The 20,286-nt window shown below is 44.8% G+C and carries 19 protein-coding genes and 1 pseudogene; 14 read left to right on the top strand and 6 right to left on the bottom strand.

Annotated elements, in window-relative coordinates; genetic code table 11:
* Positions 1-66: 66 nt before the first annotated feature.
* The 6 genes and pseudogenes from YC6258_RS15365 to YC6258_RS15345 all read right to left on the bottom strand — a co-directional run bounded on the left by YC6258_RS15365 (position 67) and on the right by YC6258_RS15345 (position 5,536).
* On the bottom strand, positions 67-696 hold the full coding sequence (locus YC6258_RS15365; protein ID WP_044617765.1) for a class I SAM-dependent methyltransferase: 630 nt from the start codon (positions 694-696) through the stop codon (positions 67-69).
* Positions 689-1,975 carry a lipopolysaccharide biosynthesis protein gene (locus YC6258_RS15360; protein ID WP_044617764.1) on the bottom strand — a complete coding sequence of 429 codons (1,287 nt, stop codon included), beginning with the start codon at positions 1,973-1,975 and terminating at the stop codon, positions 689-691. Before YC6258_RS15360 ends, YC6258_RS15365 begins: the two co-directional genes overlap by 8 nt.
* Positions 1,976-2,016: 41 nt before the next feature.
* Positions 2,017-2,259, bottom strand: coding sequence for a hypothetical protein (locus tag YC6258_RS29825; RefSeq protein WP_144407658.1), 243 nt, complete (start codon positions 2,257-2,259; stop codon positions 2,017-2,019).
* Between the two features lie 13 nt (positions 2,260-2,272).
* Positions 2,273-2,812 (bottom strand): annotated as a pseudogene (locus YC6258_RS31350) (polysaccharide biosynthesis protein).
* 450 nt (positions 2,813-3,262) lie between these two features.
* A complete protein-coding gene (locus YC6258_RS15350; RefSeq protein ID WP_082070742.1) occupies positions 3,263-4,378 on the bottom strand; it encodes a glycosyltransferase family 4 protein in 1,116 nt (371 codons plus the stop codon).
* A 702-nt stretch (positions 4,379-5,080) separates the two neighbouring features.
* A complete protein-coding gene (locus YC6258_RS15345) occupies positions 5,081-5,536 on the bottom strand; it encodes a GNAT family N-acetyltransferase (RefSeq protein WP_044617762.1) in 456 nt (151 codons plus the stop codon).
* A gap of 593 nt (positions 5,537-6,129) precedes the next feature.
* On the opposite strand from YC6258_RS15345, the gene YC6258_RS15340 reads away from it, so the two are divergent.
* From YC6258_RS15340 to YC6258_RS15270, 14 genes are all read left to right on the top strand, one after another.
* Positions 6,130-6,411 carry a DUF2584 family protein gene (locus tag YC6258_RS15340; RefSeq protein ID WP_044617761.1) on the top strand — a complete coding sequence of 94 codons (282 nt, stop codon included), beginning with the start codon at positions 6,130-6,132 and terminating at the stop codon, positions 6,409-6,411.
* Between the two features lie 121 nt (positions 6,412-6,532).
* Positions 6,533-7,489: a hypothetical protein gene (locus YC6258_RS15335; RefSeq protein WP_044617760.1), complete on the top strand. Its 957-nt coding sequence runs from the start codon at positions 6,533-6,535 to the stop codon at positions 7,487-7,489.
* Positions 7,490-8,256: 767 nt separating this feature from the next.
* Positions 8,257-8,994 (top strand): SDR family oxidoreductase, encoded by a 738-nt coding sequence (locus YC6258_RS15330; protein WP_044617759.1) that lies wholly within the window; start codon positions 8,257-8,259, stop codon positions 8,992-8,994.
* Positions 8,995-9,508: 514 nt separating this feature from the next.
* Complete coding sequence (locus YC6258_RS15325; RefSeq protein WP_044617758.1) at positions 9,509-9,772, top strand: hypothetical protein; 264 nt, start codon at positions 9,509-9,511, stop codon at positions 9,770-9,772.
* Between the two features lie 267 nt (positions 9,773-10,039).
* A complete protein-coding gene (locus YC6258_RS15320; protein ID WP_044617757.1) occupies positions 10,040-10,423 on the top strand; it encodes a DUF7674 family protein in 384 nt (127 codons plus the stop codon).
* Positions 10,424-10,501: 78 nt separating this feature from the next.
* Positions 10,502-10,936 (top strand): hypothetical protein, encoded by a 435-nt coding sequence (locus YC6258_RS15315; protein WP_044617756.1) that lies wholly within the window; start codon positions 10,502-10,504, stop codon positions 10,934-10,936.
* 550 nt (positions 10,937-11,486) lie between these two features.
* Positions 11,487-13,970 carry a T6SS phospholipase effector Tle1-like catalytic domain-containing protein gene (locus tag YC6258_RS15310; protein ID WP_044617755.1) on the top strand — a complete coding sequence of 828 codons (2,484 nt, stop codon included), beginning with the start codon at positions 11,487-11,489 and terminating at the stop codon, positions 13,968-13,970.
* Positions 13,957-14,595, top strand: coding sequence for a DUF2931 family protein (locus tag YC6258_RS15305; RefSeq protein WP_044617754.1), 639 nt, complete (start codon positions 13,957-13,959; stop codon positions 14,593-14,595). Before YC6258_RS15310 ends, YC6258_RS15305 begins: the two co-directional genes overlap by 14 nt.
* A gap of 68 nt (positions 14,596-14,663) precedes the next feature.
* The gene (locus YC6258_RS15300; RefSeq protein ID WP_169748981.1) at positions 14,664-15,266 is read left to right on the top strand and encodes a DUF2931 family protein; all 603 of its coding nucleotides are present in this window, start codon (positions 14,664-14,666) and stop codon (positions 15,264-15,266) included.
* Between the two features lie 38 nt (positions 15,267-15,304).
* Entirely contained in the window at positions 15,305-15,934 is a 630-nt protein-coding gene (locus YC6258_RS15295; protein WP_044617752.1) for a DUF2931 family protein, read from the top strand.
* A 68-nt stretch (positions 15,935-16,002) separates the two neighbouring features.
* Positions 16,003-16,602: a DUF2931 family protein gene (locus YC6258_RS15290; protein ID WP_169748980.1), complete on the top strand. Its 600-nt coding sequence runs from the start codon at positions 16,003-16,005 to the stop codon at positions 16,600-16,602.
* 38 nt (positions 16,603-16,640) lie between these two features.
* Entirely contained in the window at positions 16,641-17,276 is a 636-nt protein-coding gene (locus YC6258_RS27390) for a DUF2931 family protein (RefSeq protein WP_052830315.1), read from the top strand.
* 381 nt (positions 17,277-17,657) lie between these two features.
* Complete coding sequence (locus YC6258_RS15275; RefSeq protein ID WP_044617749.1) at positions 17,658-18,089, top strand: COG4315 family predicted lipoprotein; 432 nt, start codon at positions 17,658-17,660, stop codon at positions 18,087-18,089.
* Positions 18,090-18,402: 313 nt separating this feature from the next.
* The gene (locus YC6258_RS15270; RefSeq protein ID WP_044617748.1) at positions 18,403-20,259 is read left to right on the top strand and encodes a hypothetical protein; all 1,857 of its coding nucleotides are present in this window, start codon (positions 18,403-18,405) and stop codon (positions 20,257-20,259) included.
* Positions 20,260-20,286 lie beyond the last annotated feature (27 nt).

The raw sequence follows: 20,286 nt of genomic DNA, 5'->3' as shown, positions 1-20,286 counted from the left end.
CGCAAAGACCATTTGCTGTAACGGTTTAAATGACCGGCTACCTACCAATATCCATCGGATGTTTACCTAAATTCTTTCAAAAACAAAAAAGCGATGGTAAGGGTTTTCTGGGACTCTATATGTTTTCTTGAGCTTAAAGCCTTCCAAGGAGTTTTCAATTTCCCCCTGAATAACCTGCAATTCGTAACCCTTCTTGTTTATTTCCCAGTAGTGCTCACCATCGAACTCATGTTCTTTAATCTTCGAAAATGGCCTTTTAAGTAGTAGCTTCTTGGTGCCACGTTTTGGCACATACAGACTATACGGCCATTGAATTTCAGCATCTGGAAGACTAATAACAATATGATTTCTTGAGACTCTGGCCATTTCCTTGAGCGCATTTTTACTCATGTCAAATGGAATATGCTCAAGCATCTGAAAAGAGCAAACAACATCGTAGCTCTTATCAGAAAGTGGCATATCAACAGCTGATGCAATAATGTCTGGATTCAAATCTTCTGCGATATCGAGGGTATCCACCTTCAGCCCGAAACCACCTGCCACTGCTTTGAAAAGACCAGGACCAGGGCCAACCTCAAGGACACTTTCAGGCTCTAAACCCAACACCTCATCTAACTGGTGCCATATGCTGCACCATCGTTCTTTAGTTACGTACTTTGAAAAATCATAATGTTTTTTTTCAACCTGCTTATCCATTAAAATCACCAGAATATGCCCTCACTAAAACTTTTAATATAAGCGCCAGATACGCAACCACTCCGGAAGCGCACATTAAGGCTATAGCAGTTAAATCATCGTTAAAGTAATAAAAACCTAGTGCTAGCGCAGCAACCTTCAAACCTGTACTAAACAATTCATAGACCAATAGCCACGACTGCATTCCTAATGCCGGCATCGCAGCCACACTCGGTTTGTTTATAAAACCAAAAAACATCCACAGAGCAAGCCAGCGTGCATACTCCCCTGCTGCTGCCCACTCAGAACCAAATACCAGTGAAAATAGAAAAGGTCCCAAAGCGATCACAATTGTGAAAGGCACAATGCCAATGGCAGCCAGAGCAAGCGTCGTTTTAAGGATGGGCCGGAAAACATTCTCTTTGTTATTGACCGCCTCTGTAACGCGAGGATAAAACACATCGCCAACAGATTTAGCTATCAAGTTTAAAGGTACACCCATCACCGTCCTGCCAAGACTATAGAAACCGGCCGATGATGGGCCAAAAAGGCTTGCCAACATCAACACAGGCAAGCTTTGGGAGAACGCATTAATTGCGTTTTGTGGAGCACGAAACAGCGGGAAATCACGGTGACGCTTGGCCAATTCTCTGATCGTAGCAGTACTTTCATCTTCTCTTGGCAACGCAGTGTCCCTGCCTCGCATCCCTACCAACAGTAAAAGTGCGAGAAGCATCTGGCCGAGAGTTGCCAGAACAATAAGCGCGCCCCCAACCGGGTACAGAAAACCGACGCCTGTTTTCATGAAATTAATTACTAAGGCCTGTATAACGGCCACTCGAGCAGTTATCTTGAATTGTTTTTTCCGAATCAGCCACTGGGTAAGGATCTGCTGAAAAGCTGAAAACAACATGGCTATTGGTATAAACATCAGGAACGGCCCTATTGCCTCCAGACTCAGTATTTGAGCTATGCTGCCACCTGCTGCCAGCAATACCAAAGCTGTTACTATAGCGATGGCAAAAGCCAGCCCAGCACTAAACCTGGCAAGCCCCTTAGCATCTGCGTCTGATTCAGGCAATACAATAGCAATGGGGTAAGCCAGCGCTGCAACAGGCATCACAATGGTTAATATGGCCATAAAGGTACCAAGCATACCAAAGGCTTCAGGGCCGTACAGGCGGGTAATCACCGGCGAGAAAGCCATAGTAATGGCCTGAGCGCCGGCGGTACCCGTCGCTACGATAGCAACATTGCGGACAAATTTGCTTTTGGTAAGGCTTTTTAGTTTCGTTATCAATTGCGGCGCTTATATAAATTTTGCAGTTTGTTTCTTACACGTTAAGGGTATAAAACCCTGATTTTGAAACGTTGTTTCCCTGGCAGGGTTGTTGATAAAGTCTTCCTGATTTTTTCAAACCACGCAAAGGATAAAATGTGACTTTCCTTTGCTTTCAAGCCGTCATTGGGCGCATAGCCCACCTTGGCGCCTTTCAGCACCTCGATAATTGCGGCGCAATCGAAGGGCTGGCTTGTTCGCTGCAACTGGCAGAGCACTTCAACCCGCCCTCTTTTCAAAGACACTTCCCGCGCCATCTTAATGGGCGGGTGCGAGGCGCCTGATCATCACCAATAGCAGCCCCCGTATAGTTTTTACCCCCCGGGTGCAGGTCAGTGTAAACCACTTCAATATTACTTGTGGGATGCTCTTCGTTTGTTCTTCCAGGCCCTTCAGAAGAATCATCTTCCGGGCCAAGTCGGCAATCTTTACCGGCTCCCCAGTTTCCAGAATGAACACCTCACCGCCCAAGCCAATACTACCAGTCTGAAGCACCAGTTGGCTGAATGAACTCGGGGATGGTCATGAAATAACGGATAGTATCCAGGTGGGTAACGGTAACCGCAGGCCGCCATCGCGAATATGGTCCCGGAACTGAGGCACCACAGAATCGGAAGAACCCAGCACACTACCAAAACGCACCGCGGAGAATACCGTCTTGAGCCAAAGCCTGCAACACCAGTTCCGCCTGCCGCTTGCTGGCCCCGTTATATTGGTGTGGCGGTTCGTGGAAATCAATACAAAACACTCAACACTGGCAGCAATGGCCGTCTCCGCCGTATGCCAAGTACCGAACAAATTGTTACACTCTCTATCATATTTTGTAGCACTGCGGCTCTCTTTAAGAAACTCTGCGCCGCACGCTACTTCCGTTTATCGTTATAGGCGTGGACAACGATATTACGAACCCCGTTCACTCAAAAAATAAAGCCAATAAACCCAGAGAATCTATAAAGATGAAACGAATAACGCCGTACATACCTTTAATACTTCAAGTAAAGAACAGCAACCTCAGATGTATTAGTCTCGACTTGATCTGACACCTCAGAAGAAAAATGGTTTTCCCACCAAGCAGGTTTGGGAGATAACAAATACTCCCAAGAACTCACTTATCCCATACTCTTCCTTTCAGCTGGCAGAAAAATAATCGCGGTCTGTATTTTTTTGACACAAACTGAAAATCTATGAGCCATTTTTCAACATCACCAATAACGAACTGGTTGATCTCGTGTAGTACTTTTATTTTACTTACCCGTTACTTCTCTCTGAAGCATCTACAATAAACCCTTCCAGGTTAGCTAGCTGGGTTTCTAATGAAAACCTATGAATGTTTTTCTGAGCCCTCTCAGTTGCCGCATATACTTCTTGAGGGTTTTCCATAAAATCAGAAATAGCCTTACACCACGCACTTTTGCTGCCGGCATCAACCAAAAGATTCTTTTCAAAACTTACTGCCTCCGGAAGTCCACCTATATTACTGACTAAAGTAGGAACACCCGAAATTAAACCTTCTATTGCAACTCTGCCAAAAGGCTCCTTCCAAACAGACGGTACTAATAAAAGGTCTGCTTTTTCACTTAGACTCTCAACAACATTGGCCCAACCATGAAATATCAAATTCCCTTTTCTGCTTTCTTCTCCATTACCTCTTTCCGAGTCGCCAAGAACGTGAAAGGACAGCTCCGGAAACTTCTCCGCTAAGTGTTGAAATATAGGGAAACCTTTATGGTCCGCCGAACTGATCATAAATATATTTTTAGGTTCACGAACTTTTTTTATTTGATTGACTCGCTCCAAAATCAATGCTGGATAAATAACTCGTCGCTCTGAAGTTGGGACGTAATCGTGACAGACTTCGGACATAAAAAGGCTATTGGGTAGCAAATAGTCCGCTTTCTTTAATGCAGAAGGTCCAATGTCACCATAGAAGATTTTTTTAAATAAAAACTTAAGGCGACTATTGGAATCTTTTAACGACTTGAAGTTTTCAAATGCTCTGATAAAAACAGCACTAGGTATCCCATACTTCTTTGCAACCGATAAAGACGCCCCAATTCCATGGGTTCCTGAAAGGATAATATCTGGTTTCTCGGAGGTAACACATTTTTCAACATGTTTTTTGTAGCTTATTACCTTTAAAGCCTTCGTATAAATTGGTTCATCACCAAAGAGAAACGGCCCCATGACTTTGACGCCGTTTCTATACGCATCCCTGTGCGGTCCAGGATTCAAGGTGCATACTGTCACACTATGGCCTCTATCCGCCATTGCCTCCAGTAGTATTCGATTTGAGATCTCACCTCCACCAACTTTCCCATGATATTCACTAGATCTATAGGTTGGAAACACTGCTAGTATGTTCATAATTCTTTTGACGGCCCTAATATATAACCGGATTGAAAACTTCTAAGGATGATCTGGGCCGTCTTCTTCCTCAGCGACTCACCTACGGACAGCGCTCCAGAACTCTGTCATAAATATCAGAAAAACTCCTGTACTCCCGCCAAGCAATGTTGCGGTAACAACGATCAGAAAATGGTTAGGGCTGTTCTTTTCTGCACTCTCTAGCCACCTCCAATACCGCCATAGCTTCTTAATAACAGGACACCGATAATAACAGGACACCCATCTTAACCACTGAAATTCACTTCAACAACAGGCACCGCCCGATACTATATATTTATCAGAATAAGGACGCATGATAATGACCCGACCAAGGAAGTCGCAAATCTCCCTTGAAACCACACCTTATTATCACTGCGTTTCCTGCTGTGTCCGTCGGGCGTTTCTCTGTGGGATTGATGCCCTCACCCAGACTAGCTCGTCAATGGGTTGAGGATTGCCTATTGTGGATGGGAGAGATCTTTGCCGTCAATATCTGCGTCTATGCGGTGATGTCCAACCATATCCATGTGGTGCTGCATATCAATGCGAACCAAAGCCGGCAGTGGTTGGTTAAGATGGGGTGTCCTGTCGCATGTTCAAAAACCAATCTATACCAAAAATCGGTCAAATCCAAATGCTGGCTGTCTGCCCCAGAATCAGCATCCCACCTGCTCCACTCGGTTACAGTTCCCGAGTCAAAAACAGGCTGTTCGGATCTTCCACGTAGTTGGCAAAGGGACCGCAGCTGACAAACCCGAACTTCAGATAAAGCTGATAAGCGGGTACAAAATAATCCATTGATCCGGTTTCCAGACTGAGTCTTTTATAGTTCCGTTGTGCTGCTTCGTGGATGATGTGCTGAAGCAGCGCCGAGGCTACACCGTGTTTCAAAAATGCCAAAGCAGTCTTCATGGATTTTATTTCACCATGCTCCGTATTGAGTTGCTTCAGTGCTCCAACACCTGCCAGCTGTCCATTAATAGTGCAACTCCAGAATGTGATTTCCGGTTTGCACAGACCTTCAATATCAAGCACGTGCCGGCTTTCAGGTGGAGAAAGACCTTCCATTGCCTGCATGTGTTGCTGTAGCAAGACGGTAATTTCGGCGCGCCTGGGATTGTCGATTTGAATATTCATGATGTAAGCCCCTGGTCTTCTTTCAACATAGCCACTCCTATTTTAGCGATCATAAGTATGAATATAACAGCGAATATAACAGGACACCCTTTTTAACCATCGAAATTCACTCCAACAACAACAGGCACCATCCGATACTGTATATCAGCGTAAGTACATATGATCATGACCCGATAAAGGAAGTCGCAAATCTTCCTTGAAGGCCACGCCTTATTATCATTGCGTTTCCTGCTGTGTCCCTCGGGCGTTTCTCTGTGATATTGACGCTCTCACCCGGCTAACGCATGGGCTGAGGATCGCCCTTCATAAACTCTGGCCGAGAGCGTTAAGAACATGTTATATATCACCAAAAATGCCATTTAACACGCGACATCCGGATAATTAGCAGATAAATGAGCATGAAAATCGTTATTCAGATCAGCCAGGTTACTTTGTGATAGTTACCCAATAGGTCAACTATCAGAGACATTACAAAGAGAGCCAAAATAAACAGGGTTCCGGGCGACTGTTTTTCCCGGATCCATCATTGTGCAGCAATATATCCAAACGTGTAAATTGACAGCTATTGACTGTGGAACCATAAGGAAAAAAAGTTGGGATTTAGTATTAAGTTTAATTGGGTGCTACAAATAGATTTTGAAATCGAACTAGTTCCTGGTAGTAGTTATAACTTTTCAAAAGATGGAAACAGGGTATTCCCTTTGCAAACCCCCATTGACCTTATTGACTCTAGTAGGTCGGCAATTGCAAAAATTCGAATAATGAGTTTTAAAAATTTATTAAATAAAACAACCGGAGAATTTCAGGTTATAAAAATCTACTCCGGAAATGAAAAAGAAGTTTTAACCAATTATTGGATTGAGAATGAGAAATAATGAGCTATAGCCCCCATCACGGTAGGCACTGAACTCGTAACAAGTTGTTCACCATTTATGTGGACAATAAGCAACTTTAGATCCGAATTTCTACCTGACTAAATTATAAAAGGAAAAAATAATGGAAAAAACATTAAAAATGGCAGGAAAATTTGCATCACATGCAATATGGAGCGTTTCATCTGGAGAAACACTTATTCCAATAGTAGGGTACTTGAAATCTGACGGATCTAATTTTATGGAACGTCTTGTTATGGATTCCATTCAGGCGATCTCCTTGGGAGAAAAGAAAATATCTGAGCTTGGTACTGAAATACTAGGTGCAGCGTTTATTAAAGATGGCTTGATTACATTAGAAACAGGTAAAACAGATGCTCTCATTATTGACGTAAGGTTTTCTGAGAATAATGAGCAAAAGCTACAATTTATAATACCTTATAGAAATGCGAATCATTCCGAAGGGTTTGCGGTACATCGTTTAAAAATCACCAAGTTAGAAGGTTTTTCGGAGGATGTAGTTGGATCAATTTCAAATGCTTTCTTTGATGGACTAGAGTCACACAAAGAAGGTGGAAAAATATGGAATGAAAAATATGTAGACCAAGCTGGTGTTAGTGTGGGTTATGGAAGCGATGAGAACACCAATTTTTCTTCTGATGACTTCGAGACATTAAAGCAATCAGTTTTTTTGATATTTTTTCTTGTCGCTGCAGCGGATGGGAAAGTCGACAAGAAAGAACTTATTGCATTTATTAAGCTGCTATCTGACCCAGAAAAAATCACAAATACATTGCTTAACAGAATTGTTACCAATGTGATTAACGACGTTCCCACTATTATATCTGAGATGGCCAAAAAGAAGCTTGACTATATCGAAGAGCTTGGGAAACTTAAGAAAATTATCGATAACAATTTGTCTGCTGAAGAGGCAAATTCATTCAAGATATCATTATTTCTAGTAGGAAGGGAAATTGCAGAAGCCTCTGGTGGTTTTTTCGGCTTCGGAAGCAAAATAAGCAAGGAAGAGAAAGGTGCGCTCGCGGCAATTGCTTTGTGCTTAGGAGTGACCCCCTCTTAACAAATCAAAGCACTCGGATATGGTAGAGTCGTCACCTTTTTTTCAAAAAAGCCACCAACTGTACCATACCGATGTTTGAGGGATTATATTTCTTCAAGTAGTTATGGGTAAACGCGAAAAATATGGGGCGTACTTTTAAGGTTCTTCAGGTTATCGGTATCAATGTGCATCAAACCCAAGCATCCCAAAAAGAAATTAACGCTTTTAGCTTGTCATCAAAATCGGCGTTACAGTATTTGGTTTTGTAGCTGGCAGTTTTAGTACCGTTGTTTATTTTATTCACGTTAATCGTATGCATTCACACACCCATGCCAGGGAAAAAATGGCTTTGGATCATTTTTATTCTGTCAGGATTCTGCGCTATCCAAATGAATTGGACTGGTGGCGCTTACGCTTTTCAACTCATAAGTATTCAGCTGTTTGGCGCTTTAGCAATCACGGCTGGCCTATCAGCCCCATGGATTCTGTCTGCATCAATACTACAGGGTGCTATCATTTTTTGGTTTCGCCGTTAATCACTGATCGAAAAGACGAACACGTTAGCTCAGCAGGATAACAGCGAAGCCAGCACTTCTGCCTGAGACCTTAGTGAATTTGATGTATAACAAGGGCATGTGACCAGACATTATATTTCGCCAAGTCGTTATGGAGAAATGAACAATATTCATCCAGGACATAAACGTCTACGGGATATTTTATGGTCAGACATTAAAGAAACTGTCTGGCATCGTTAGCTCACATTGCAATGCCTTCAACTGGAGATCAAGATGTTAGCAATTAAAGATAAAGTTATTGCCATAACCGGCGCAAGCAGCGGGATCGGAGAAGCCACAGCGCTCTTGCTCGCAGAGCACGGAGCCAAGATAGTTATGGGAGCTCGTGGCTTAGATAAGCTGCAGGCACTTGCCGATCGTATCGTTAATGCGGGTGGTGAATGTGTTTATATATCTACAGATGTCAGAAAAAAGGATGATTTGAAAGGCCTCGTAAATTTGGCTTGCGAGAAATTCGGTAGGCTTGATGTTTTTGTCACTAATGCTGGTGTTGGGCCCATTGCGCCACTTGATGATCTGTGTGTTGACGACTGGGAAGATATGATAGATGTAAATATCAAAGGCTTTCTGTATGGCGTAGCTGCAGCCTTACCAGTTTTTCGCCGCCAGGAAACAGGTCATTTCGTGACTGTCATTTCTACTGCCGGGCTGAAGATTGTACCTAATATGGCAGTATATGCAGGTACCAAAAATGCGGTTCGCACTATGATGGAAGGATTGCGGCAAGAAGCTGGAGATAAACTGCGTGTGACCAGCGTTTCCCCGGGTTTTGTCAAAACGAACTTCGTTGACTCTATAGCTAACCCAGTCGTAAAGGCTCAGATCAAGGAACTTTCAGACCAAATGGCGATTTCTCCTGATGCAATCGCACGTGCGATTGCATTTTCTATTGAACAGCCAAGTGATGTTGATATTGGAGATATTGTTGTTCGACCTACAGCTCAAGCATAAGAATATCAGGGTGTTGTCTAGAACACATTGGTTTTATTGAAAGTGGGTTATTACTGCTGCGCCCATGCTTATAGTCGCTGCGCTCTGTTTACATAAAACTGCCCTTCGCAGTTTGGGCGCTATCGTAGACTCTATGAATAAGCTATAAATTGACAGTTATTGCCTCTGGAAATCATGATAATTATTAACCCGGCAATTAAAGAGATCAGGACGATCTATTTAATTGCCGGGTTAATGGTAACAGCTGAGCCAAGAACAAACTTTGAACCTGATGGTAGTTGTAAAGGATTGTGGGTTGGTAGTTGTCACCAAAACGCAGACGGCGTAGAAACTAGCTGTTCGTTTGTTGTAGATGTAATGGGCATGTATACAAAAATATCCGCATCATAAGACGACTACTTACGGCTTAATAAAATTAAAACGATGGTTGCCACTCACCTTCAAGGATGGGTAGAAACTGCAATGTAACAAGCGACTCGTCACGTTGCGCGTGTCGTAAATGTTAGGCAGAAAAATGAGACTTTTTTACCTTTTAGTCATTTGCATCCTTTTGGCCGGGTGTTTCAAAGAAGATGAACCAAAGGCAATAATTGCCGAAAAGGATCTGCAAACCTTTGCAACTCCAGAAGGAAGTGAATCGTTCATTATTCAGAAGGGTGAAGTGTGCACCGCAGGCAAGAAGAAAATTGAGAAACAATATCAATATATGGAGGTTGTATGTCCAGGCAAAGGGCATGCTTGGGTTATCACTGGTGATCCATACAGGTACATGCAGTAGATTGGTGACTATGCTCTACCAACCACGGGAGTAAACGTTATACGTAATTAGGTTTTAACATGTTTTCAGAATCAGAGATTACTGGTCGATCAAGGATACAGTGGTTCAAATGCTGAACCCAGGTTCGCTGCACACAAAGCAGCTGCGAAAGCCTTTATGGAAATTTTGGCAAAACACTCGAATTTGTTCGCCGCACAGCTCCGGTCCCTGTCGAGCCGGGAGTTCCGTTCCGGCGTATTACAAGTACACTTCAGGCGTTAGAACTATATGTGTGAATCACGAGACAAGTTTTGTGAAGATGTGAAAGCAAAGTTTCCTCAGGTAAAGGAAATGGTTGAGATCGAATATCAAAAACGGTGGGCAGACTATGATGAAAAATTCTATTCGTACACTTGGTTTGAGGCACTGGCAAACGCCATCAATGGTGAGATGCAAAAGAGTACCGACCCGATAAAGTATGTAGATCTTTTTGACTTTATTCGCTATTCGTATCTGACCGGTACCGATGACATCAAGCAAACAGTTGATGTCGCTTTTGTTGAGAACCTGTTTTGGCTGATTTCGGCAGATAAAGCTCGACCATACTGGTCGGTTCTGCCAGAGACCCTGAAGGATTTATATGTCAAATTTCACAGACGAACTCCGCTCTGACAAGAATATCATGCCCTTCCTGCCAGGCGGGAACGGCTCAGCCCCTACCACTCCATACTCCGGAGTTCACTACAATTTATGAAAATATCCGCACTGTTAATTTTAGTTCTTTCCAACACTTGTTTTGCTGAAGGAATATATGCTGGTTATCAATTATCTGCCTTTTCTCGTGGAGGTTTCATTATTGGTTACGACTTTGATAACTCTAACGCCGTAGAATTTCACTTAAATGGTTCTGACTTTGGCACTACCTATGGGGTTTCATATAAAAGGCATTATTCTGAAATGGACTATCTTGTTGTTGGTTATACAACCTTAAATTACTACAACTATGATAGTGACAGCCGAACTAACGTCTATGGGCTGAACATGGGAGTAGGACATGAATTTGGCCGTCGGGAAGAAGGTGAATGGTCCTACCCAATAGAAATAGGAGGAGGACCAGGATATGAACCCGCCGAGAGTAAATGGAGGCCTTTGGTATTTTTTGGCATTGGTGCACTCTACAATTAACAAATACAGGCACAGCGACTTTTACGTCGCGTGTGTCGTCACCTCAGGGGTTATTGAAAAGAAGAGTTTATGCCTGTGTTCCTGGAAGGAAATGACCCGGAAGCATTATTGGATAGCAAAAACCCCTACTGCTTCGGCAAATGGTTCAGGGCTAAAAATATCGATATGATTCCGCTTTCACAGCCAGGCGAAATGCTAGAGGGCCTCTGAAAAATAGGAATAGTTTTGATGCTGGCGAGGAAGCACCTCTCACCCAACTGAACGATTTATTCCGGATTCATGGCCCCGAGCATAACCTCCACTGCACGATGTTACTGCCGTGCTTTGTCGATAGCGAGATAATGAAGAATCATACTGACATTGTTGCCGCTCAGGAAAACGCAAAAATGATACTGAAATGTGACTTCGTTTATAAAAATAACATTAAAATTTGACGGCCTGGATGGTTTATTGAGATAAGACTTTAAACATTTAAAACCAGTCAGAGTGAGCAGGCAGTGCACTCAACGCATCCATTGGGATCAGCGAACAGAATAAGGAACGTTGCTTCATGCCCCAGGAAATCACTGCCCTTCCCCAACCCATCAAAGACTTTATTAACCGCCAGGGTTATTCACTCAATCCCTTATGCTGGCGGGCTACGTATCAATATCCTGAAGACGCAAATGCATTTACTCCGGAACAAACCAGGCTGCATTTTTTTATATTAGAAAGCAGCGGACAGTTGTCTTTACTGAAGCGCCAGGATCGTTTGAAACAAGGCATTGTGTATGAATGCGCCCCTCGTGAGGTTCATGGTGCCACAAAACCAGCCCGGCCAAGGATAAACCTGGACAAACCCGAGCCAGTCTGGACCGCAGACATTGTTGATACACTGCCATCCGGCACCCCCGGTGTGGATAATTTCGACAACCCCGATTATTTTGCTCAGTTGCGATACTGCTATCCCGATAACCAAACCAGTGTCCTGACAGACTACCTTATTACCACCCCCACACAGTCCTTTCAGAATCGGCTGACCGGCAATACTGGCAAACTGTCGTTATTTGCGCCGGAGTCGATTTGCTACCAGGTTGGCACTGCGGTGACTGATGAGCAATGGCAACAGGCACATGATGCTCTTTTGCAAACCTGCGAGCAGTTGAGCGAGCAGCGCCAAAACGCAGAACCGCTCAAGAGCTGGCCCCGGGGAGTCCAGCGGCTACATTTAATTAATACCGAGTTTCTCTATCCTGGAGATCCGGAACAGATGGATCCTTCATTATTTCAGGATGACGGCTATCCAATAGAACCATTGTTCACACTCGCTAAAACCATCTGGGAACAGCAATATCAACGCCCGGATGTTTTTACCAGACAGTTCAGCCGCAGACAAAACACTAATCCTCAGCAGCTGTCCCGGCAGTTGGATCAGAGCTGTGGCGTGCTTGGCACCCATATCCCTGTCGTCGGGCAGTGCATGGTTGATCTGATTTATCTGCTGGCAAATGAAGAGTGGTTACAACCACTGTGCGGCATCGCTGAACAGCTGAAATACAACGAGCCCGCCGCCTGGGCCAGAGAAGCCGCTCTGATTGCACTGATATACCGAACCAACAGACAACGCCCAAAAAACCAGCCTGGTAACTACTCTCCCTATTTCAACCAGCTGCAACAGCTGGGTCAGAATCTGTATCAGCTTGCCTGTTTACAACGTCAACAGGACAAAGTGTTTACCCGAACAGAGCAGAATAACCTCCTGCTATTCAAAACCCTCTCCGTACCGTCGATCACTTCCAACTGGCACTATCTACCCTCAAAAAACCTGTCAAAACCCAAACGTATTCTAAGGCTGGGGCTATTTTTCGACGGTACGAATCAAAATCGCTACAACGACGAACAGCTGCCAGACCGGGATATTTCCAATGTGGCGAAGATGCATGACTTATATCCAGAAGTTACCGTACACAAACCCTATGAGATCGTGACCACACGGCGTATTTACGTTTCTGGTGTCGGCACCGTCGATGGCTATACCATCCATAACGGATATAAAGCCAATGAAGATATCATTGGTCTTGGTTTTGGGGTTGGTAAAGAGGGTGGACAGGCGCGAATAATAAAAGCACTACGTGATATGCGGGAACATATTAAAAACAGCAAGTATGACGAAATCATCTTCGATGTGTTTGGTTTCAGCCGGGGCGCGGCGTTATCGCGGCACTTCGTCAATATGATCAACCAGTGGAAGGCGGAATATCGACCTTATGGGGTAATGGCCGCTGTTGATGCCTTTCCTCAGCATCTAACTGGTCGTGTGGCATTTGTCGGGCTCTGGGATACCGTCGGCAGCTTTTACTGGCCTGGTAACGACAAACAGGGAGAGTTTAACCTGAACCTCCATGAGCACAGTGCCGAACAGGTCGTACATCTGGTCGCAGCCCATGAAGTTCGCCATAATTTTCCCTCAACCCGTATCACAGATGCCCGCAAGCATTTGCCCGCCAACTTTACAGAAACCATTGTCCCCGGCGTTCATGCCGATGTGGGTGGCGGCTATGAAAACCCGTTGCCCGGAGCGGCCACCAGTTTTGACGACTGGCGCGATTTCTACCAGGTTAAACATGTGTACGATGCCGGCTGGGATGGTTTCAGAGTACGACAGTTGCAACGAGAGATTGAACGGCGTGGTAACACAGTGATGATGGAAGGCACGAATATTTATGAACTGACGCCGATTCATAAAGAATTGTCTATCTATCCATTGCGACAGATGTACGAAGCCGCCATAGCTGGCGGAGTACCTCTCAAACCCATTGACCCCAGCAACCAACACTACATCATCCCTAACGATCTGGCCTGGTGTTACCAGAACTGGCAACACAATGGCGCCAACCTCAAACAAGCTAAAATCTATCTCGCGGATTATATTCATACATCTGAACGCGGCCTCAGCCTGGTTAATACTCCCGGGATTCTCTTTAACCGCCGACAGGTATTTCCCAACCGCCCTAAACTAGCCATACAACCAAGGAAGCAACATGAAAATGCTTAAACCCGTCATTTGGATCAGCCTGCTGTTAATCATTATCAGTGCCTGCGAAGCGTCTGATACTTATGACTATGGTTTTGCGGAAGGCGGCATTGGTGGTCATGGTTGGCCCATTTGGGTGGAAAAACTGGTGTTTAATGAATCCTGGGGTGTCCCTGTAGGTAATTTGTCTGGCCAAACGGAAGAAGATGATAGCCCCCCACTTGGCTCTTTTGCCAACCTCGGACTCATTCCGCTACCGTACACTGTCTCGGCACGATGGTTTTCTTATCGTAACCAAACATTTTATGAAATCACCGTTGAACTCTCTAAAACCAAGCAAGAACAAATCAAACAATGGTTTCAACTGTATCCAACATCTAAATACAATCATAAATTGATTACCGGCTTTGCAGGCCAGGGAGAGATACAAATCTGGTGGAACGCAAGCTGTGTACAATCAGACTGTCCAGAAGATCATCTGGAACGACACTACTTTGAACTTACTTCCCGCGTCCCAGCCACCGTGGCTGAGGGAGATCCGAGCCAGTACCGCGAGCGGACCAAAGGCGAAATAAAAGACGGCACTATTCCGCCCGAGGTGCTGGATCTATTACCACCAGAAACCGATAGCAGCGCTTTGAAATAACCCCGTAGCCGACTCTAAACCCAAGGAAGAATAAACAGATGCTTAAACCTGTCATTTGGATCAGCCTAATGTTAATCGTTATCAGCGCCTGCGAAGCGTCTGATACTTATGATTATGGTTTTGCGGAAGGCGGCATTGGGGGTCATGGTTGGCCCATTTGGGTGGAGAAACTGGTGTTTAATGAATCCTGGGGTGTCCCTGTAGGTAATTTGTCTGGCCAAACTGAGGAAGATGAAAGACCTCCATTTGGAACCATTGCCAGTTTTAATGAAATACCTTTACCTCACAGTGCCTGGGCACGATGGTTTTCTTACCGCAACCAAACATTTTATGAAATCACCGTTGAAATCTCTAAAACCAAGCAAGAACAAATCAAACAATGGTTTCAACAGTATCCAACCACAAAGTATAGCCACACATTAAGCACGGGGTTTGCAGGTCAGGGAGAGATACAAATCTGGTGGACTGCAATGTGTATTCGCCCCGGTTGCCCGAAAGACCATCTGGAAGAGCATTATTTTGAACTTACTCCCCGCATCCCGGCCACCGTGGCTGAGGGAGATCCAAACCAGTACCGTGAGCGAACCAAAGGCGAAATAAAAGACGGCACTATTCCGGCTGAGGTGCTTGATCTATTACCACCAGAAACTGATAGCAGCGCTTTGAAATAACCCCGTAGCCGACTCTAAACCCAAGGAAAAACGAACAGATGCTTAAACCCGTCATTTGGATCAGCCTGCTGTTAATCGTTATCAGTGCCTGCGAAGCGTCTGATACTTATGACTACGGGTTCAGTACTGGCAGCTACGGCGGAACAGACTGGCCGATCTGGGTAGAAAAACTGGTGTTTAATGAATCCTGGGGTGTGCCGGTTGGTAATTTGTCGGGCGGAAGAAAAGATACTTCAGACCACCTCCCCAGCGGTAGATCTGCCGGCATGGGTTGGGTTCCGCTGCCTCATACAATACGGGCCCGCTGGTTTTCTTACCGCACTCAGACATTTTATGAGGCCACACTGGAGATTCCCGAAGAAAAGCGCGCACAGATCCAACAATGGTTTAAACAGTATCCCAGAAAAGGATATGCACATAACGTTGTTACAGGGATCAGTGGTGAAGGTACCATGCAGGCATGGTGGCTCACCGTTTGTGTCAACTTTGGCTGTCCTGAGTATGAATCACATTCCTTTGAACTTACTCCCCGCATCCCGGCAACCGTGGCTGAGGGAGATCCAAGCCAGTACCGCGAGCAAACCAAAGGTGAAATAAAAGACGGCACTATTCCGCCTGAGGTGCTGGATCTATTACCACCAGAAACCGATAGCAGCGCTTTGAAATAAACCCGTAGCCCACTCTAAACCCAAGGAAGAACGAACAGATGCTTAAACACGCCATTTGGATCAGCCTTATGTTAATCGTTATTAGTGCCTGCGAAGCATCTGATACTTATGACTATGGTTTCGACACTGGCAGCTATGGCGGAACAGACTGGCCCATCTGGGTGGAAAAACTGGTGTTTAATGAATCCTGGGGTGTACCGGTTGGGAACTTATCCGGAGGATTACCAGATACATCCACTCGCCTTCCAGAGGGAACCGCTGCCGGCATGGGCTGGGTTCCATTGCCTCATACAATACGGGCACGCTGGTTTTCTTACCGCACTCAGACATTTTATGAGGCCACACTGGAGATTCCCGAAGAAAAGCGCGTACAGATCAAACAATGGTTTAAACAGTATCCCAGAAAAGGATATTCGCATAGTCTGGTAACGGGGATCAGCGGTGAAGGCAGTATGCAAGCTTGGTGGTCGGTCATTTGTGTCAACTTTGGCTGTCCTGAGTATGAATCACATTCCTTTGAACTTACTCCCCGCGTCCCAGCCACCGTGGCTGAGGGAGATCCAAACCAGTACCGTGAGCGAACCAAAGGCGAAATAAAAGACGGCACTATTCCGACCGAGGTGCTGGATCTATTACCACCAGAAACCGATAGCAGCGCTTTGAAATAACCCCGTAGCCCACTCTAAACCCAAGGAAAAACGAACAGATGCTTAAACACGTCATTTGGATCAGCCTGCTGTTAATCATTATCAGTGCCTGCAAAGCGTCTGATACTTATGGCTACGGGTTCAGTACTGGCAGCTACGGCGGAACAGACTGGCCCATCTGGGTAGAAAAACTGGTGTTTAATGAATCCTGGGGTGTGCCGGTTGGTAATTTGTCGGGCGGAAGAAAAGATACTTCAGATCACCTCCCCAGCGGTAGATCTGCCGGCATGGGTTGGGTTCCGCTGCCTCATACAATACGGGCCCGCTGGTTTTCTTACCGCACTCAGACATTTTATGAGGCCACACTGGAGATTCCCGAAGAAAAGCGCGCACAGATCCAACAATGGTTTAAACAGTATCCCAGAAAAGGATATGCACATAACGTTGTTACAGGGATCAGTGGTGAAGGTACCATGCAGGCATGGTGGCTCACCGTTTGCGTTAATTCCATTGCCGGCTGCCCAAAATACGAATCACATTCCTTTGAACTCACTTCCCGCATCCCAGCCACCGTGGCAGAGGGAGATCCGAGCCAGTACCGTGAGCAGACCAAAGGCGAAATAAAAGACGGCACTATTCCGCCCGAGGTGCTGGATCTATTACCCACTGAACAGATACTGGAATTCTGGAAATAAGCCAGTTCCCCGATCACGGTCTCCCGAAATCCATTCACACTCATCCATGGTTCCCTAAGCATGTGAACCAATTTTGAACCAGAGTAATCTGGCGCCCTGACAGATCACCAATATCTGACGGGTCGTTATATTTTCAGAGCCAATCGCAGGCGGCATTTCTTTCTGTATAACGTCATTTTGCTGTTTAAATAAACAACCGGACGCCGGTGTCTCTTTCATACTTTTCAATTTCGTTGATTTTTCGCGACACATCTCTCAAATTTTTACCATAACACCCATTTTCTATTATCAAGTTAAATAAAAGTGTTTTCCCCTGCATCCAAACACACACTTCCATCGTTTAGTTAAGGACAAATACATTAATACTAAAAGGAAAAACATATGAAACTGCAAACTATCACCTTCACCACAGCGCTTTCTCTTATTGCTTTAAATACCTTTGCCGATGGCTATGGCACATCATCGTCCTATACGGAATCCAATACCAAGGCAAATACGGTCGTTATGAAGACAGATACGTCAATCGGCAAAGTATTTGCCACCAAAGACGGGCTGACCCTCTACACCTTTAGTAAGGATGACATGGCAAAGTCCAATTGTTACGACGGTTGTGCGGTTAACTGGCCTCCGTTCAAGGCGAAAAAGAATGCCAAAATCTGGGGTGAGTTCAGTGTCATCGAACGTAATGATGGCAATTATCAGTGGGCTTACAAAGATCAGCCGTTGTATACCTGGATTGGAGATCACCAGGCCGGTGACACAAATGGCCAGGGTATGGGCGGCGTATGGTTTGCGGTACAAGCAGATAAGTAAGGACACCACTGAAAAATGACCTGTTTTTCAGAGTCCCCTGAGTAATTCTTTCATATGCAGATATGGAAATAAGGATTGAACGAACAGCCGTAGATAAAAGGCATGCTATCTGCGCCCGTTCAACACCCACCAGTCAATCATGGGCCATCAATCACACCATGACTAATGACATAAAAGCGGTAAAAAAGGTCATAACCCGCACGATTTTTATTGAGAAATTCGTTAACCCATAAACCAACACTATTAAAGTTTCTGAAGACCATCACTCAGAGACCTCCAATTGAATGTGCTTTGAAGTAAGGAGAGAGATTGAATGAAAGCAAGTATTTGTACACTGATTTTTTCCGGCACCTGTGCATTGGCACTGACGGCCTGTGGCTCGGACTCATCGGATGCTGAATCACCCGATGCAACAGGCTCGACCAAACAAGGTGTTTTCTTGAGTTCTGTTAAGGGATTGCACTTTAAAACAGCGACAGAAGAAGGTCTCACCGGCGACAATGGACAATTCAGTTTCAACACTGACGAAAGCGTCACGTTCAGTATTGGCGGTATCGAGCTGGGAACTACAACCGCCGCCGAGCGGGTCACTCCGATGGATTTATTCAATATCACATTACCCAGTACGGAGGTGGCATTAAATGGCGAGCTCAATACTCTTTATAACCTGACCGATTTTGATCGCGTCGCTAATATCATGCTGCTACTGACATCACTGGACAACGATCACAATCCGGATAATGGCCTTGATCTTAGTGGCTGGGACACCGTACTGGCGAATGCCGAACTTGATTTCAATGACAACATGGGTGGTTTTTACTACGGCACCTTTTCAGAATTTTCCGATCGCTATGGCATTCACAAAATAGATCCGGCAACACCGTTGCAATTTCTCTATGACGCCGTTGGCATCGTCATACCGGCACATCAAAAAACCGTCAGTATCTCTGACAGTAATAATGACGGCATTGCAGATTCAAAAACCACTTATACCTACACCGCAAATGGTCAGCTAGAGTCGGAAAAGTCTGACAACAACAATGATGGTAACGATGACAACACCAGCTATTATGAATATAGCAGCAACGGCAATATCACCTTTACTACCAGCGAATACGATGAAGACAAAGATGGCACGATAGATAAAATCTATACCCAAACGTACAGCTACGATGTGGTGGGTCATCTGTTATCCTATCAATACACTCAGGATGCTGATGCAGATGGTCAGAGCGATTACGTCGAAAATTATCAATACAGCTATGAGAATGGGAAGTTATCGCAGGAAGATTATAGTCAGGACAAGAATGGTGATGACATTAGTGACAAGACCTATACAAAGACTTACAGTTATGACAATAACGGAATGCTGATTTCATCCATCATAAACAGTGATACGAATGCAGATGGCATTGTTGATGACATACGCATTTATAGCTACAGCTACGATGAAGCCGGCAACATGCTGACATATAGCTATTCCAGAGATAAAGATGGTGATGGCAGCGTCGACTACCAAACACTTTCAACCTACACCTACGATGCCAATGGCAATACGCTGACTTGTAAGTATGAAGACGATAGTGACGGTGATGGAAAACCTGGATACATCTACTTCTATAACTATATATATGACGGCGATGGCAACAAGTTGCTTGAACAATATTCAACAGACAAAGATGGTGATGGTGATATCGATACCATCAAAACCCAAAGTTATACTTATGACGAAAATGGTAACATGCTTACGCAGAAAGGAGCCGAAGACAATGACAATAATGGCATAGTAGATGTCATCTATTTCTATACTTATCGCTACGATGCCGCTGGTAATCAACTGTCCCGTGACTATGAAAAAGATAACGGTGGTGATGGCAGCATTAACTACAAATGGACGTACACTTATAGTTATGATAACAACGGCAACCAGTTAACTGATGAATATGCTAGGGACGACAATGGTGACGGCGTCATTGATTATAGTTACGTGTATACCTACACCTACGATGACAACGGTAACCAGTTGTCTCAGCTGTACAGCTTCGATAACAACAATGATGGCGCAGCGGATAGCGAATCTTTATATACCATGCAGTACGATAACGTTATTGAAAATGGCTTGAGCTACCTGTTGGATCGCTTTTTCAGTCAATACTACGAAGAATTATAACAACCATGAGAACCGGCACGTGATCTG

It is taken from the genome of Gynuella sunshinyii YC6258 (assembly GCF_000940805.1).
GTDB classification, from domain to species: Bacteria; Pseudomonadota; Gammaproteobacteria; order Pseudomonadales; family Natronospirillaceae; genus Gynuella; species Gynuella sunshinyii.
The sequence above is the reverse complement of the archived record's forward strand: the minus strand, read 5'-3'. Positions and strand labels throughout refer to the sequence as shown.

What these genes read in the sequence shown, in the direction of transcription:
- YC6258_RS15335 (WP_044617760.1), top strand. Translation starts at nt 6,533, where the DNA reads ATGGAAAAAACATTAAAAATGGCAGGAAAATTTGCATCACATGCAATA.
- YC6258_RS15350 (WP_082070742.1), bottom strand. Translation starts at nt 4,378, where the DNA reads ATGAACATACTAGCAGTGTTTCCAACCTATAGATCTAGTGAATATCAT.
- YC6258_RS15345 (WP_044617762.1), bottom strand. Translation starts at nt 5,536, where the DNA reads ATGAATATTCAAATCGACAATCCCAGGCGCGCCGAAATTACCGTCTTG.
- YC6258_RS15305 (WP_044617754.1), top strand. Translation starts at nt 13,957, where the DNA reads ATGAAAATGCTTAAACCCGTCATTTGGATCAGCCTGCTGTTAATCATT.
- YC6258_RS15310 (WP_044617755.1), top strand. Translation starts at nt 11,487, where the DNA reads ATGCCCCAGGAAATCACTGCCCTTCCCCAACCCATCAAAGACTTTATT.
- YC6258_RS27390 (WP_052830315.1), top strand. Translation starts at nt 16,641, where the DNA reads ATGCTTAAACACGTCATTTGGATCAGCCTGCTGTTAATCATTATCAGT.
- YC6258_RS15365 (WP_044617765.1), bottom strand. Translation starts at nt 696, where the DNA reads ATGGATAAGCAGGTTGAAAAAAAACATTATGATTTTTCAAAGTACGTA.
- YC6258_RS15330 (WP_044617759.1), top strand. Translation starts at nt 8,257, where the DNA reads ATGTTAGCAATTAAAGATAAAGTTATTGCCATAACCGGCGCAAGCAGC.
- YC6258_RS15270 (WP_044617748.1), top strand. Translation starts at nt 18,403, where the DNA reads ATGAAAGCAAGTATTTGTACACTGATTTTTTCCGGCACCTGTGCATTG.
- YC6258_RS15290 (WP_169748980.1), top strand. Translation starts at nt 16,003, where the DNA reads ATGTTAATCGTTATTAGTGCCTGCGAAGCATCTGATACTTATGACTAT.
- YC6258_RS15295 (WP_044617752.1), top strand. Translation starts at nt 15,305, where the DNA reads ATGCTTAAACCCGTCATTTGGATCAGCCTGCTGTTAATCGTTATCAGT.
- YC6258_RS15325 (WP_044617758.1), top strand. Translation starts at nt 9,509, where the DNA reads ATGAGACTTTTTTACCTTTTAGTCATTTGCATCCTTTTGGCCGGGTGT.
- YC6258_RS15300 (WP_169748981.1), top strand. Translation starts at nt 14,664, where the DNA reads ATGTTAATCGTTATCAGCGCCTGCGAAGCGTCTGATACTTATGATTAT.
- YC6258_RS15315 (WP_044617756.1), top strand. Translation starts at nt 10,502, where the DNA reads ATGAAAATATCCGCACTGTTAATTTTAGTTCTTTCCAACACTTGTTTT.
- YC6258_RS15275 (WP_044617749.1), top strand. Translation starts at nt 17,658, where the DNA reads ATGAAACTGCAAACTATCACCTTCACCACAGCGCTTTCTCTTATTGCT.
- YC6258_RS15320 (WP_044617757.1), top strand. Translation starts at nt 10,040, where the DNA reads ATGTGTGAATCACGAGACAAGTTTTGTGAAGATGTGAAAGCAAAGTTT.